This is a genomic window from Streptomyces tritici (assembly GCF_048500665.1).
GTDB lineage: Bacteria > Actinomycetota > Actinomycetes > Streptomycetales > Streptomycetaceae > Streptomyces > Streptomyces tritici.
The window spans coordinates 5112963-5127500 of record NZ_CP183183.1; the positions used below are offsets into that span (position 1 = coordinate 5112963).

A 14538-nucleotide genomic window follows, 5' to 3' on the forward strand; every position below is an offset into this window, starting at 1 on the left:
CTGCATCCTGCCCCGTCCCCGCCCTTCGGGAACCGCTCATCGGGAACCCGCCCCGCCCGCGCCCCGCAGCCCCTAAGATCCGCTCCGCACCGGCTGCCAGCCCGTCTGCACCAGCCGCGCCCCGCCCCGCCGCGCCACGAACACGCCCCGTCCCGCGGGCAGCGGACGCGGCCGGGCCGAGCCCAGCAGTTCGCCCTCCGACGGGTCGCCCGAAAGCAGCACGCCCTGCGCGCCGAGCTCCGTCATCCGCTGCAGGAACGGCTCGTACAACGCCCGTGACGCCCCCGCCGTGCTCCGCGCGACGACGAAGCGCACGCCCGCGTCGCGCGCGAACGGCAGCCGGTCCGCGAGACCGGCCAGCGGATTGCCCGCGCTCGTCGCCACCAGGTCGTAGTCGTCGACGAGCACGAACACCCGCGGCCCCGACCACCAGCTCCGGTCCCGCAACTGCGCCGGCGTGACGTCCGACGGCGGCCGGCGCCGCTCGAACACGCCGGCCAGCGCCTCCATGTGCGTGGCCAGGGCGTCCCCCGTCGCCGCGTACTCCAGCAGATGGCTCTCCGGCACCTCGCCGAGCAGCGTCCGCCGGTAGTCCCCGACCACGATCGCGGCCTCGTCCGGGGCGTACCGCTCCGCGATCCGCCGCGCGATCAGCCGCAGCAGGTTCGTCTTCCCCGACTCGCCGTCCCCGAGGACCAGGAGGAACGGCTCGGTCTCGAAGTCGACGAACACCGGGGCCAGCTCCGCCTCGTCGATGCCGATCGCCACGCCCCGCTCCGGGAACTCGAAGCCCTTCGGCAGTCGTTCCGCGGGCAGCCGCTGCGGCAGCAGCCGTACCGCCGGGGCGGCGGGGCCCGTCCACGCGTCCCGCACGGCGGCGACCAGGTCCGCCGCCCCCGCCGACACCTCGTGCGCCCCCGGATCGCCCAGCTGCGGCGCCGCCGCCATGAAGTGCAGCTTCTCCGGCACCTGCCCCCGCCCCGGCACGCCCGCCGGCACGTTCTCCGCGACCCGCCGGTCGAACTCCGAGTCCATGACGTCCCCGAGGCGCAGCTCCAGCCGGCTCAGCAGCTGGTCCTTGATCCCGGCCCGGACCTCCATGTACCGCGAGGCCGTCAGCACCACATGGACGCCGTACCCCAGGCCCCGCGCCGCCAGGTCCGCGACCACCGGCTCCAGCGCCTCGTACTCGCCCCGGAACGCGCCCCAGCCGTCCACGATCAGGAAGACGTCCCCGTACGCCTCGTCCGCGAGCTCCCCGGCCGCCCGCCGCCGCCGGTACGCGGCCATCGAGTCGATGCCCCGCGCCCGGAACAGTTCCTCGCGCCGGTTCAGCACGCCCGCGACCTCCGCGACCGTCCGCCGCACCCGCTCGGGGTCCAGCCGTGACGCCACCCCGCCGACGTGCGGCAGCTCCGCGAGGCCCGCCAGCGCGCCGCCGCCGAAGTCCAGCGCGTAGAACTGGACCTCCCGCGGCGTGTGCGTGAGCGCGAACGACGCGACCAGCGTCCGCATCAGCGTCGACTTGCCCGACTGCGGTCCGCCGACCACCAGCAGGTGGCCCGCCGCCCCCGCGAAGTCCCGGTACAGCACCTCGCGCCGCTGCTCGAAGGGCTTGTCGACCAGGCCCAGCGGCACCGTGAGACCGCCCGGACGGGTGTACCCCGTCGCCGTCAGCCCCCGGTCCTCCGTCCGCGCGACGCCCGGCAGCAGCCGGTCCAGCGCCGGCGCGCGGTCCAGCGGCGGCAGCCACACCCGGTGGGCCGGGACCCCCTGCCCCTCCAGGCCACGCACGACCACGTCCAGCACGGTCTCCGTGAAAGCGCCGTCGTCCCCGTCCCCGCCCGCGCCGGCGTCAAGCCGTACGCCGCCCGCCCCCGCGCCCCCGAGCGCCCCGTCCCCCTGCGCCGACGGCGCCGCCACCGGCACCGCGCCCGCCGTGAACAGCGCAGGCCGCGCCACGCCCCCGGCCGGCGCCGCGGGACCGCGCCGCCCCGTGCCGTACGGCCCCGACACGTACGCCGCCTTGAACCGCACCATCTCGTCCGTGCCGTGCTTCAGATACCCCGAACCCGGTACCGACGGCAGGTGATATGCGTCCGGGACGCCCAGCGCCGTGCGCGACTCCGCCGCCGAGAACGTGCGCAGCCCGATCCGGTACGACAGGTACGTGTCGAGGCCCCGCAGCCGGCCCTCCTCCAGCCGCTGCGAGGCCAGCAGCAGATGCACGCCCAGCGAGCGGCCGATCCGGCCGATCTGGATGAACATGTCGATGAACTCGGGCCGCGCGCTCAGCAGTTCGGAGAACTCGTCGATCACCAGCACCAGCGAGGCCAGCGGTTCGAGCGCCGCGCCCGCCGCCCGCGCCCGCTCGTAGTCGTGGATGCCGGCGTAGTTGCCGGCCGCGCGCAGCAGCTCCTGGCGGCGCTGCAGTTCGCCGCGGATCGCGTCGCCCATGCGGTCGACCAGCGTCAGGTCGTCCGCGAGGTTGGTGATCACCGCGGCGACGTGCGGCAGCCGCGCCAGGCCCGCGAAGGTCGCGCCGCCCTTGAAGTCCGCCAGCACGAAGTTCAGCGTCTCGGACGGGTGCGTCACCGCGAGGCCCAGCACCAGCGTGCGCAGCAGCTCGGACTTGCCCGAGCCGGTCGCGCCCACGCACAGCCCGTGCGGGCCCATGCCGCCCCGCGCCGCCTCCTTCAGGTCCAGCAGCACCGGCTGCCCGTCCTCGCCGACCCCGATCGGCACCCGCAGCCGCTCCGCCGCCGGCCGCGGCCGCCGGGACCGGGCCGCCACCTCCGCGGCGGCGCCCGCGTCGTCGAGGCCGAGCAGCTCGGCGAAGTCCAGGTCGGCGAGCAGCGGTTCACCGTCGTCCCCGCCCGTCCGCAGCGGCGCGAGCCGCCGGGCCAGCGCCTCCGCGGCCGGCAGCGAGATCCCGTCCGGGACGCCCTCGTACGCCACGCCCTGCCCCGAGTCCAGCCGCAGCAGACCCGGCAGGACCTCCGCCACGAGCCCGCCCGAGCGCCACGGCTCGCCGCCCTCGCCCAGGGACACCACGGTCACGCCCTGCAGGCCCTCCGGCCCCGAGCACACCGAGTCGTGCGGCACCGCGGCCCCGTCGACCACCACCACGACGTGCGGGCGGTCGAGGAGCGGCGGCGCGTCCCGGTCGAACCGCGGCCGTCCGTCGAGCCGCCCCACCGGGCGCAGGATCTCCTCCAGTTCCCCGAAGTCGTCCTCGAACAGCCGCCGCGTGCCCGCCCCGTCGAACAGCCCGGGGGCCTGCGCGTGCGGCAGCCACTTCACCCAGTCCCACAGCGGCGCCGTGCCCCGCCCCGCGACGACCGCGACCACCAGGTCGTCGGGGGAGTGCAGCGTCGCCAGCTGGCAGACCAGCGCCCGGACCGCCGCCCGCGCCGCCTCCGGCTCGCCCGACACCGTCAGCCGCGGGAACGCGCGCAGCGCGACGGCCACCGGCAGCCCCTCCAGCGCGCCGTGCACCGCGAGGAACCGCCGCAGCGCACCCGCGCACAGCGGCTCCAGTTCGTCCACCGGCGCGGTGTCGGGCGCGACGAGCGGCGTCGCGAGGCGCTGGGCGCCCAGCCCGATCCGTACCTGCCCGAAGTCCGGGTCCCCGGCCCGCCGTTCCCACACGCGCCTGCCCTCGGCGACCACCGCCCACAGCTGGTCGGGCGCCGGGTGCAGGTACAGCTGCGCGTCGCGCTGCCGCTGCGCCGTCTGCCGCACCGTGCGGCGCAGCCGCGCCAGGTACGCGAGGTAGTCCCGCCGCGCCTCCGCCGCCTGCCCGTGCGCGCCGCCCCGGTGGCGCACCCACTGCGCGACCGCCGTGGCGAGCGTCGACACCACCATCAGCACGCCCATCACCCGCAGGAACGGATGCGCGCCCGGCAGGAAGAAGAACACCGCCGACGCGCCCATGCCGAGCAGCGGCAGCAGCTGCATCAGCAACGACTCGCTCTCCTGGCGGGGGAGTTCCGGCGGCGGCTGCAGGATCAGCTCTCCGCCGGGGACCTCCGGCGGGAACGTCCGCGGCGGGCGCTTGACCACGATCTGGCTCACCGGAGCATCAATCCCTCGTGAATCCCTCGTGCTTGGCGTGCGGAGACGGGAGGGCGATCCTACTGACCGGACGCCGCGCCGGCCCCCGGTAGGGTGACGCGCGCAACGTGCGCGACCGCGAACGACCGCGAACCAGGGGGCCGCAGTGAGTACGACCGCACCGACCGGCTACTGCCGGGTCACCGTCGTCGCTCCGGACGTCCGCGTCGACGTGGCGCTCCCCGCGGATCTCCCCGTCGCCGACGTGTACCCGGAGGTCCTCCGCCTCGTCGGCCGCCCCCAGCCGCCCGGCACGCCCACCGGCCACCACCTGGTCCGCACGGACGGCACCGTGCTCGACGGCGCCCGCACGCTCGCCGAGCAGCGGGTCCTCGACGGCGAACTGCTGGTCCTGCGCCCGTTCGCCCGGTCCCTGCCGCCGCCGGTCTTCGACGACGTCGCCGACGCGGTCGCCGCCGCCGTGACCCGCGACGGCCGGCTGTGGGGCCCGCGGGCGCTGCGCGCCGCCGGCCTCGGCGCGGGCGCGCTGCTGCTCGTCCTCCTCGCCCCCGTCCTCTGGTACGCCGAGCCGGTCCGGCACGACATGCACGGCCTGCCCGGGCTCGTCGCCGGCGTCCTCGGCGTGCTGCTGACCGCCTTCGCCGCCGTCCGCGCCCGGGTGTACGAGGACGGCGGCTCCGCCGTCGCCGTCGGCCTGGCCGCGCTGCCGCTGCTGATGCTCGCCGGCTCCGGGCTCGTCGCCCCGCACCCGGGGGAGGGCCCGGGGCGGCTGCAGTTCCTGCTCGGCTGCGTGACCGTCCTCGTCGCCTCCGTCGTCCTGGTGGCGCTGCTCCCGGACGGCGACGCGCCCTTCGTCGCGGCCGTCGTCCTCGCCGTGACCGGCACCCTGGCCTCCTTCGCCGCGATCCTCACCGGCGCGTCCGGCACCGCGGCCGCCGCCGTCTGCGCCCCGGCCGCCCTCGGCCTGGTCGCCTTCCTGCCCGGACTGTCCGCGCGCTTCGCCCGCCTCCCCGTCGGCTACGCCTCCCCGCTCGCCGGGGCCGCCCCGTACGTCCCCGGCACCGGCCCGTACGGCCAGGCCACCAGCACGCACGGCCCCGCGCCGTCCGACCCGGTCCCCTACGACCGGACCACCGGCCTCCCCGTCGACGCCGAGCGCATCGCCCGGCAGGCCCGCCGCGGCCACGCACTGCTGCTCGGGCTGCTCGGCGGCTGCGCCGGCGTCGTCGTCGGCGCGGCCGCCCTGCTGAGCCTCGCCCCCGGGGCGGACGCCTGGTCGCGGCTGCTCGCCCTGGCCTCGGGCCTGGCGCTGCTGCTGCGGGCCCGGCTGTTCCGCCGTACCGCGCAGGTCGCCTGCGCGTTCGCCGCCGGGCTCGCGGCGCTCGTCCTGCTGATCACCGGCCTCGCCCTGGACCTGCCCGCGCACCAGCCCGAGCTGCGTACGCTGTGGCTGACGGCGGCGGTCGTCGCCGGCGCGGCGCTGGTCACGGCCATCGGCCTGATCGTGCCCCGCACCGGCGTCTCGCCGTTCTGGGGACGGGTCACCGACCTCGCCGAGGGCGCGGTGCTGCTGAGCCTCGTCCCGCTCTGCCTGGCCGTCCTCGACCTGTACGAGACCGCCCGCTCCCTCACCGCCTGACCGGACGCCTCCCACGGGCTGGTACGCTGTGTGACGGCCGTTTGTGTACGCGTTCCCAGAGATCACTCCGGGGGCTGCGCCCATCGTGCCTTCGCCTCCGAGTCACGGAAGCTCCCCTGAGAAGCAGACCAGGGGCACTCGTGGGCGCTTCGAATCACCTGAGGAGTACGCGTGGCTCTCGACGCCGCTACGAAGAAGCAGATCATGACCGAGTTCGGCACCAAGGAGGGCGACACCGGCTCCCCCGAGGTCCAGGTCGCGCTGCTGTCCCGCCGCATCTCGGACCTGACCGAGCACCTCAAGGCCCACAAGCACGACCACCACTCCCGTCGTGGTCTGCTGATCCTGGTCGGTCAGCGCCGCCGGCTCCTGCAGTACCTGGCCAAGAAGGACATCCAGCGCTTCCGTACGCTGGTCGACCGTCTGGGCATCCGCCGCGGTGCGGCGGGCGGCGCCAAGTAAGTCGCCGTGAAGGGAGCGGTTCCCACTTTCAGGGGGCCGCTCCCTTTGCTGTACGTGCGCAAAGTACCGACCGGCAATTAGTCTGGTCACACAACGCCACAACCACGCGCGAGAAGCAGCCGGCACGTCGCCGGTCCTCGGTAGTGGCCCCCGGGCCCTCATCCCCGGGTGCTTCGATCGAAGACCGGCCCGCCACAGAGCGCTTCTCCCGCACCGTCCCACGCCACACGGGCGCGCGACGCAAAGACGAAAAACAGGAGAAACCGCTAGTGGAGAACGAGACCCACTACGCCGAGGCCGTCATCGACAACGGCACCTTCGGCACCCGCACCATCCGCTTCGAGACGGGCCGCCTGGCCCGCCAGGCCGCCGGCTCCGCCGTGGCGTACCTGGACGACGACACCATGGTGCTGTCGGCCACCACCGCCTCCAAGAAGCCCAAGGACCAGCTCGACTTCTTCCCCCTCACGGTGGACGTCGAGGAGCGGATGTACGCGGCCGGCAAGATCCCCGGCTCCTTCTTCCGCCGGGAGGGCCGCCCCTCCGAGGACGCGATCCTCACCTGCCGCCTGATCGACCGCCCGCTGCGCCCGTCCTTCAAGAAGGGCCTGCGCAACGAGATCCAGGTCGTCGCCACGATCATGGCGCTCAACCCCGACCACCTGTACGACGTGATCGCGATCAACGCCGCGTCCGCGTCCACCCAGCTGGCCGGCCTGCCCTTCTCCGGCCCGATCGGCGGCGTCCGCGTCGCGCTGATCAAGGGCCAGTGGGTCGCGTTCCCGACGCACACCGAGCTCGAGGACGCCGTCTTCGACATGGTCGTCGCGGGCCGTGTCCTGGAGGACGGCGACGTCGCGATCATGATGGTCGAGGCCGAGGCCACCGAGCAGACCATCCAGCTCGTCAAGGGCGGCGCCGAGGCGCCGACCGAGGAGGTCGTGGCCGCCGGCCTCGACGCCGCGAAGCCGTTCATCAAGGTCCTGTGCAAGGCCCAGTCGGACCTGGCCGCCAAGGCCGCCAAGCCCGTGGCCGAGTTCCCGATCTTCCTGGACTACCAGGACGACGTGTACGCGGCCCTGTCGGACGCCGTCCGCACCGAGCTCGCCCAGGCGCTCACCATCGCCGGCAAGCAGGAGCGCGAGGCCGAGCTCGACCGCGTCAAGGAGCTCGCCGCCGAGAAGCTGCTCCCGGCCTTCGAGGGCCGCGAGAAGGAGATCTCCGCCGCGTACCGCTCCCTGACCAAGGCCCTGGTGCGCGAGCGCGTCATCAAGGACAAGGTCCGCATCGACGGCCGCGGCATCACGGACATCCGTACGCTCGCCGCCGAGGTCGAGGCCATCCCGCGCGTGCACGGCTCGGCGCTGTTCGAGCGTGGCGAGACCCAGATCCTGGGCGTCACCACCCTCAACATGCTCCGCATGGAGCAGCAGCTGGACACCCTCTCCCCGGTGACCCGCAAGCGCTACATGCACAACTACAACTTCCCGCCGTACTCCGTCGGCGAGACCGGCCGCGTGGGCTCGCCCAAGCGCCGCGAGATCGGCCACGGCGCGCTCGCCGAGCGCGCGATCGTGCCGGTCCTCCCGACCCGCGAGGAGTTCCCCTACGCGATCCGTCAGGTGTCCGAGGCCCTCGGCTCCAACGGCTCGACGTCCATGGGCTCGGTCTGCGCCTCCACCATGTCGCTGCTGAACGCCGGTGTGCCGCTGAAGGCCCCCGTCGCCGGCATCGCCATGGGTCTGATCTCCGAGGAGATCGACGGCCAGACGCACTACGTCGCCCTCACCGACATCCTCGGTGCGGAGGACGCCTTCGGCGACATGGACTTCAAGGTCGCCGGTACGAAGGAGTTCGTCACCGCCCTCCAGCTCGACACCAAGCTGGACGGCATCCCGGCCTCCGTCCTGGCCGCGGCCCTCAAGCAGGCCCGCGACGCCCGCCTCCACATCCTCGACGTGATGATGGAAGCGATCGACACCCCGGACGAGATGTCCCCGAACGCCCCGCGGATCATCACGGTCAAGATCCCCGTGGACAAGATCGGTGAGGTCATCGGCCCCAAGGGCAAGATGATCAACCAGATCCAGGAGGACACCGGCGCCGAGATCACGATCGAGGACGACGGCACCATCTACATCGGCGCCGCCGACGGCCCGGCCGCCGAGGCCGCCCGCGCCACGATCAACGGCATCGCCAACCCGACCATGCCGGAGGTCGGCGAGCGCTACCTGGGCACGGTCGTCAAGACCACCACCTTCGGTGCGTTCGTCTCCCTGCTCCCGGGCAAGGACGGCCTGCTGCACATCTCGCAGATCCGCAAGCTCGCCGGCGGCAAGCGCGTGGAGAACGTCGAGGACGTGCTCGCGGTCGGCTCCAAGGTCCAGGTCGAGATCGCCGAGATCGACCAGCGCGGCAAGCTGTCCCTCATCCCCGTCATCGCGGACGAGGACGGCGCCGAGGCCGAGAAGGACGACACCGAGAAGTGACGTCCCGTAGTCCCGTGACGACGGCCCGCCCCTCTTCGGAGGGGCGGGCCGTCGCCCGTACCCAAACACTGCTCAAGGGCAAGGACGGCATCGGCACCGTCCGCCGCACCACCCTCCCCGGCGGCCTCAGGATCGTCACCGAGACCCTGCCGTCCGTGCGCTCCGCCACCTTCGGCATCTGGGCGCACGTCGGCTCGCGCGACGAGACCCCGGCCCTCAACGGCGCCACGCACTACCTGGAGCACCTCCTCTTCAAGGGCACCGCCAAGCGGTCCGCCCTCGACATCTCCGCCGCCATCGACGCGGTCGGCGGCGAGATGAACGCCTTCACGGCGAAGGAGTACACCTGCTACTACGCGCGGGTCCTCGACACCGACCTGCCGCTGGCGATCGACATCGTCTGCGACATGCTCACCGGCTCACTGATCCGCCAGGAGGACGTGGACGCCGAGCGCGGCGTCATCCTCGAGGAGATCGCGATGACCGAGGACGACCCGGGCGACGTCGTCCACGACCTGTTCGCGCAGACCATGTTCGGCGACACCCCGCTGGGCCGGCCGGTCCTCGGCACCGTCGAGACCGTCGAGGCCCTCGACCGCGACCGGATCGCCCGCTTCTACAAGAAGCACTACGACCCGACGCACCTGGTCGTCGCCGCCGCCGGCAACGTCGACCACGCCACGGTCGTCCGCCAGGTCCGCCGCGCCTTCGAGAAGGCCGGGGCCCTGGGCCGTACGGACGCGGTCCCGGTCGGCCCGCGCGCCGGCCGCCGCTCCCTCCGCACGGCCGGCCGCGTCGAGCACCTGAACCGCAGGACCGAGCAGGCCCATGTCGTGCTCGGCATGCCGGGCCTCGCCCGCACCGACGAGCGCCGCTGGGCGCTCGGCGTGCTGAACACCGCGCTCGGCGGCGGCATGTCGTCCCGGCTCTTCCAGGAGATCCGGGAGAAGCGCGGACTGGCCTACAGCGTGTACTCGTACACCTCCGGCTTCGCCGACTGCGGCCTGTTCGGCGTGTACGCGGGCTGCCGCCCCAACCAGATCCACGACGTGCTCGGGATCTGCCGGGACGAGCTCCACAAGGTCGCCCAGGACGGCCTCACCGACGAGGAGATCAGCCGCGCCGTCGGCCAGCTCTCCGGCTCCACGGTGCTCGGCCTGGAGGACACCGGCGCGCTGATGAACCGCATCGGCAAGAGCGAGCTGTGCTGGGGCACCCAGATGTCCGTGGACGAGATGCTCGCCCGGATGGCGGCGGTGACCCCGGACGACGTGAAGGCGGTGGCGGCCGACATCCTGGGACAGCGTCCCTCGCTGGCCGTCATGGGGCCGCTGAAGGACAAGCAGGCGGCACGCCTGCAGGAATCGGTCGCGTAGGCACCTCGTAGGTACCTCGTGGGAACGAAGAGAGTCGGAGCGATGAGCAAGCTGCGCGTGGCGGTACTCGGCGCCAAGGGCCGGATCGGCTCGGAGGCCGTACGGGCCGTCGAGGCCGCCGAGGACATGGAACTGGTCGCGGCCCTGGGCCGGGGCGACGCACTGGACACCCTCACCGAGACGGGCGCCCAGGTCGTGGTCGAGCTGACCACCCCGGACTCCGTGATGGAGAACCTCGACTACTGCGTGCGCCACGGCATCCACGCCGTCGTCGGCACCACCGGCTGGAACGAGGACCGCCTCGACCGGCTGAAGTCCTGGCTCGCCGCCTCCCCGGAGACCGGTGTGCTCATCGCCCCGAACTTCTCCATCGGCGCGGTCCTCACCATGAAGTTCGCGCAGATCGCGGCCCCGTACTTCGAGTCCGTCGAGGTCGTCGAACTGCACCACCCGAACAAGGTGGACGCCCCCTCCGGCACCGCCACCCGCACCGCCCAGCTCATCGCCGCGGCCCGCGCCGAGGCCGGGCTCGGCGCCCAGCCGGACGCCACCGCCACCGCCCTGGACGGCGCCCGCGGCGCCGACGTCGACGGGGTCCCGGTGCACGCCGTACGCCTCCGGGGCCTGCTGGCCCACCAGGAGGTGCTGCTCGGCGGCGAGGGCGAGACGCTGACGATCCGTCACGACTCGCTGCACCACAGCAGCTTCATGCCGGGCATCCTGCTCGGCGCGCGCCGCGTGGCCGTCACCCCCGGCCTCACCTTCGGCCTGGAACACTTCCTGGACCTGGGCTGAGGCGGCAGGCGTCATGGGCGGAAAGATCACCTACTTCTTCCTCGCCACCGTGCTGGTGCTCGTCTTCGGCGTGGTGGCGATGGAGGGCGTCCTGCTCCTGCTGACGGGCGAGCCGGCGGCGATGGGCATGGGCGCGGTGGCGTTCCTGCTGCCGTGCGTCGGCGCGTGGTTCCTCTGGCAGAACACCCGGTTCGCGCGCCGCGCGAACCGGCTGGCGGCGGAGCTGGAGGCCGAGGGCGGCCTGCCGGTCGACGACCTGGCCCGCACCCCGGGCGGCCGGATCGACCGGGACGCCGCGGACGAGGTCTTCGCCCGGCGCAAGGCCGAGGCGGAGGACTCCCCGGACGACTGGCGCTGCTGGTTCCGGCTGGCGGTCGCGTACCACGACGCCCGCGACACCCCGCGCGCCCGCAAGGCGATGCAGCGCGCGATCGCCCTCCACGAGGGCCGTACGGCGTAGGGATTCCCCGGCTGGACGTACGCGGGTGCCTAGGGGGTGTCCGGCGGACAGGCCCTAGGCACCCGCGTACTCCGCGTTCCAGGCCTCGACGCTGTCCGCGGCGCGGTCGAAGGCCTCGACGCGGGAGAGGAAGTCGGCGCTGTGGTCGGTGAGCAGCGGAACCTGCTCACCGCCCCGGCGGACCAGCACCAGCGCCTGGCCCTGCACCGTCCGCGGCAGGCCCAGCCAGCGCACCGGCTGCTGCACCGTGCGCAGCTCGTCGACCTGGTGCCACGGCAGGGTCGTGGTGGACAGCATCCGGACCTGCCGCAGGCCGTGCTGGCTCACCCACGTGCCCACGCGCAGCAGCCGCAGCGCGGCGACGATGATCAGCGCGGCGAGGCCGAAGGTGACGCCGGCGCCGGGCAGGGCCCCCGCCACGGCGATGATCACGGCCGCGAGCAGCACGAACGAGGCGAGGAGCAGCGCGAGCGCCGCCGCCCCGACCCGCCAGGGCCCCGGCCGGTACGGCCGCCGCCAGACGTCGTGGTCGTCGAAGGGCAGAGCGACGTCGTCCTCGGCGTCGAAAGCGCGGTCGGCCGTCAGAAAGGGCAGGGGCACGACAGGTCCTCACTCACAAGCACGTTCGGTGGCTGTGCCCGGTGAGGCTACCTCAGCGCCCCTGGGACGCCTCGGACTGCGCCTGACGGGCGGGAGAGTGGTCGGTCCCGAGCGCCGGCATCCCGAACAGCAGGGAGCCGACGAGCCCGGCCACCACGGTCAGCCCGATCAGCGTACGGCCCGCGAGCTCCGAGGGCCTGAGACGCTCCCGCGGCGGCGGAGTGACGTTACTGCGGAAGCTGTCGGCCTCGGCGACGAACGCGAACGGTACGGCTTCCCGCCGGGTGATCATGGAGGACGCTCCTCAGGTCGTGGTTTTCCCTGTCAGAGGGACAGACGAGGGAAGTCGGCGTGAGGTGCCCGTTTTCCCCGGATTGAGCAAAGAAAGCCGCCCGTCCGGGTGCGCGTGCCCGGGGCCTGCCCGGCCCCGTAAAGTGGGCGCCGCCCGTGCGACGCGATGGAAGGACACCCGCCGGTGAGCGACACCCCTGCAGATCTCAAGCCCGCATTCCGCAGTGACGTGACCGTGGAGCTGGTGAAGCACAGCGCCGCCGACTCGGACGTGCTGTGGGCGGCCAGGGTCTCCACCGCCGGCGAGCAGTCCCTGGACGAGCTCCAGAAGGACCCCGAGCGTTCCAAGGGCCTGATCAACTACCTGATGAGGGACCGCCACGGCAGCCCCTTCGAGCACAACTCGATGACGTTCTTCATCAGCGCCCCGATCTTCGTGTTCCGCGAGTTCATGCGGCACCGCGTGGGCTGGTCGTACAACGAGGAGTCGGGCCGCTACCGGGAGCTCCAGCCGGTCTTCTACGTGCCCGGGGCCGACCGCAAGCTGGTCCAGGAGGGCCGCCCCGGCAAGTACGTCTTCGTCGAGGGCACCGAGCTGCAGCACAAGACGGCCAACGCCGCCATGGAGGAGGCGTACCTCCAGGCGTACGCCAAGTACCAGGAGATGCTCGCCGCCGGCGTGGCCCGCGAGGTCGCCCGTGCCGTCCTGCCGGTGGGCCTGTACTCCTCCATGTACGCCACCTGCAACGCGCGCTCCCTGATGCACTTCCTCGGCCTGCGCACCCAGCACGAGCTGGCCACCGTGCCGTCCTTCCCGCAGCGGGAGATCGAGATGGTCGGCGAGAAGATGGAGGAGCACTGGGCGAAGCTCATGCCGCTCACCTACGCCGCCTTCAACAAGAACGGCCGCGTCGCCCCGTAGGACCGCACGAGACGTACATCCCGCCCTGTGGGGCACACATGTCCGATCAGTCACGCGAAGTGTCCGGATTGCGACGTTTCACGAAGTTCATCTAGGCTGATCAAACGGACCCGGCACTGCTTGAACCCCCGAGCAGGCAGTGCCGGGCTCCCCTTCTCACGTCCCCCGAGGGGACACCGGGCGCTGAGCAGCGAGTAGCGTGTTACCCATGGCTCCGATCTCCACTCCGCAGACCCCCTTCGGGCGGGTCCTCACCGCCATGGTCACGCCGTTCACGGCTGACGGCGCACTCGACCTCGACGGTGCCCAGCGACTTGCCGCCCATCTGGTCGACGCCGGGAACGACGGTCTCGTCGTCAACGGCACCACCGGCGAGTCCCCCACCACCACCGACGCGGAGAAATCGCAGCTGGTACGCGCCGTCCTGGAGGCCGTGGGCGACCGCGCCCACGTCGTCGCCGGCATCGGCACCAACGACACCCACCACAGCATCGAGCTGGCCCGCACCGCCGAGCGTGACGGCGCGCACGGCCTGCTCGCCGTCACGCCGTACTACAACAAGCCCCCGCAGGAGGGCCTGTACCGGCACTTCTCGGCCATCGCCGACGCCACCGGCCTCCCCGTGATGCTGTACGACATCCCGGGCCGCAGCGGCGTCCCGATCGAGACCGAGACACTCGTCCGGCTCGCCGAGCACCCCCGGATCGTCGCCAACAAGGACGCCAAGGGCGACCTCGGCCAGGCCAGCTGGGCCATCGCCCGCAGCGGCCTCGCCTGGTACTCCGGCGACGACATGCTCAACCTGCCGCTGCTCTCCGTGGGCGCGGTCGGCTTCGTGTCGGTCGTCGGCCACCTGGTCTCCGGCGACCTGCGGGCCCTGCTGGACGCCCACCTCAGCGGCGACGTCCAGAAGGCCACCGAGATCCACCAGAAGCTGCTGCCGGTCTACACGGGCATGTTCCGCACCCAGGGCGTCATGACCACGAAGGCCGCCCTGTCCCTGCAGGGCCTTCCGGCCGGACCGCTGCGCGCGCCGCTCCTCGAGCTGTCCGCCGAGGAGACCGCCCGGCTGAAGGTCGATCTGGCCGCCGGCGGGGTACAGCTCTGACTACAGACTTCACAACTGAATAGACGATCTTCGGATCACCAGGATCCAGAGGATCACGACTGACAAGCAAGTGCACGAATGTCACGCGCGCCACGTGCCGGAGCGGTACGTGGCGCGTGTGGTGAGGAGAGACTTTTGAGCCATCCGCACCCTGAACTCGGCGCCCCGCCGAGGCTCCCCGAGAACGGCCTCCGCGTCACCCCGCTCGGCGGGCTCGGCGAGATCGGCCGGAACATGACGGTCTTCGAGTTCGGCGGCCGACTGCTGATCGTCGACTGCGGCGTGCTCTTCCCCGAGGAGGAGCAGCCCGGCGTCGATC

Annotated in this window: 12 protein-coding genes (1 of these 12 cut by a window edge); 9 read left to right on the forward strand and 3 right to left on the reverse strand. The window is 72.9% G+C overall.

Annotation, left to right across the window (positions count from 1 at the left end):
- Positions 1 to 72: 72 nt before the first annotated feature.
- Positions 73 to 4077 (reverse strand): type VII secretion protein EccCa, encoded by a 4005-nt coding sequence (eccCa, locus tag ACNJ93_RS23830; RefSeq protein WP_418959462.1) that lies wholly within the window; start codon positions 4075 to 4077, stop codon positions 73 to 75.
- 145 nt (positions 4078 to 4222) lie between these two features.
- Here eccCa and eccD point away from each other — a divergent pair, with 145 nt between their 5' ends.
- From eccD to ACNJ93_RS23860, 6 genes are all read left to right on the forward strand, one after another.
- Positions 4223 to 5716, forward strand: a complete 1494-nt coding sequence (gene eccD, locus ACNJ93_RS23835; RefSeq protein ID WP_418959463.1) for a type VII secretion integral membrane protein EccD — start codon at positions 4223 to 4225, stop codon at positions 5714 to 5716.
- A 171-nt stretch (positions 5717 to 5887) separates the two neighbouring features.
- Positions 5888 to 6178 (forward strand): 30S ribosomal protein S15, encoded by a 291-nt coding sequence (gene rpsO / locus ACNJ93_RS23840; protein ID WP_418959464.1) that lies wholly within the window; start codon positions 5888 to 5890, stop codon positions 6176 to 6178.
- Between the two features lie 269 nt (positions 6179 to 6447).
- Positions 6448 to 8667, forward strand: coding sequence for a polyribonucleotide nucleotidyltransferase (locus ACNJ93_RS23845; RefSeq protein ID WP_418959465.1), 2220 nt, complete (start codon positions 6448 to 6450; stop codon positions 8665 to 8667).
- The gene (locus ACNJ93_RS23850; RefSeq protein WP_418959466.1) at positions 8664 to 10043 is read left to right on the forward strand and encodes a M16 family metallopeptidase; all 1380 of its coding nucleotides are present in this window, start codon (positions 8664 to 8666) and stop codon (positions 10041 to 10043) included. The genes ACNJ93_RS23845 and ACNJ93_RS23850 overlap by 4 nt, the downstream gene beginning before the upstream one ends.
- A 42-nt stretch (positions 10044 to 10085) precedes the next feature.
- Positions 10086 to 10838, forward strand: a complete 753-nt coding sequence (gene dapB, locus ACNJ93_RS23855) for a 4-hydroxy-tetrahydrodipicolinate reductase (RefSeq protein ID WP_418959467.1) — start codon at positions 10086 to 10088, stop codon at positions 10836 to 10838.
- 13 nt (positions 10839 to 10851) lie between these two features.
- Positions 10852 to 11298 carry a hypothetical protein gene (locus ACNJ93_RS23860; RefSeq protein ID WP_418959468.1) on the forward strand — a complete coding sequence of 149 codons (447 nt, stop codon included), beginning with the start codon at positions 10852 to 10854 and terminating at the stop codon, positions 11296 to 11298.
- 54 nt (positions 11299 to 11352) lie between these two features.
- On the opposite strand, the gene ACNJ93_RS23865 is transcribed toward ACNJ93_RS23860, so the two are convergent.
- Together ACNJ93_RS23865 and ACNJ93_RS23870 are read right to left on the reverse strand one after the other, a co-directional pair.
- The gene (locus ACNJ93_RS23865) at positions 11353 to 11898 is read right to left on the reverse strand and encodes a hypothetical protein (RefSeq protein ID WP_418959469.1); all 546 of its coding nucleotides are present in this window, start codon (positions 11896 to 11898) and stop codon (positions 11353 to 11355) included.
- A gap of 52 nt (positions 11899 to 11950) precedes the next feature.
- A complete protein-coding gene (locus ACNJ93_RS23870) occupies positions 11951 to 12190 on the reverse strand; it encodes a hypothetical protein (RefSeq protein WP_418959470.1) in 240 nt (79 codons plus the stop codon).
- A 183-nt stretch (positions 12191 to 12373) separates the two neighbouring features.
- Here ACNJ93_RS23870 and thyX point away from each other — a divergent pair, with 183 nt between their 5' ends.
- The 3 genes from thyX to ACNJ93_RS23885 form a co-directional block, all read left to right on the forward strand.
- Complete coding sequence (gene thyX, locus ACNJ93_RS23875; RefSeq protein ID WP_418959471.1) at positions 12374 to 13111, forward strand: FAD-dependent thymidylate synthase; 738 nt, start codon at positions 12374 to 12376, stop codon at positions 13109 to 13111.
- Positions 13112 to 13319: 208 nt separating this feature from the next.
- Positions 13320 to 14219, forward strand: a complete 900-nt coding sequence (dapA, locus tag ACNJ93_RS23880; protein ID WP_418959472.1) for a 4-hydroxy-tetrahydrodipicolinate synthase — start codon at positions 13320 to 13322, stop codon at positions 14217 to 14219.
- Positions 14220 to 14354: 135 nt separating this feature from the next.
- On the forward strand, positions 14355 to 14538 hold the start of the coding sequence (locus ACNJ93_RS23885; protein ID WP_418959473.1) for a ribonuclease J. The gene runs 1502 nt beyond the window's last position; 184 of the gene's 1686 nt are visible here — the first part of the coding sequence; the start codon lies at positions 14355 to 14357; its stop codon lies off the right edge, out of view.

Coding starts and splice junctions, on each gene's coding strand:
- dapA (WP_418959472.1), top strand. CDS start 13,320: ATGGCTCCGATCTCCACTCCGCAGACCCCCTTCGGGCGGGTCCTCACC.
- ACNJ93_RS23860 (WP_418959468.1), top strand. CDS start 10,852: ATGGGCGGAAAGATCACCTACTTCTTCCTCGCCACCGTGCTGGTGCTC.
- ACNJ93_RS23870 (WP_418959470.1), bottom strand. CDS start 12,190: ATGATCACCCGGCGGGAAGCCGTACCGTTCGCGTTCGTCGCCGAGGCC.
- dapB (WP_418959467.1), top strand. CDS start 10,086: ATGAGCAAGCTGCGCGTGGCGGTACTCGGCGCCAAGGGCCGGATCGGC.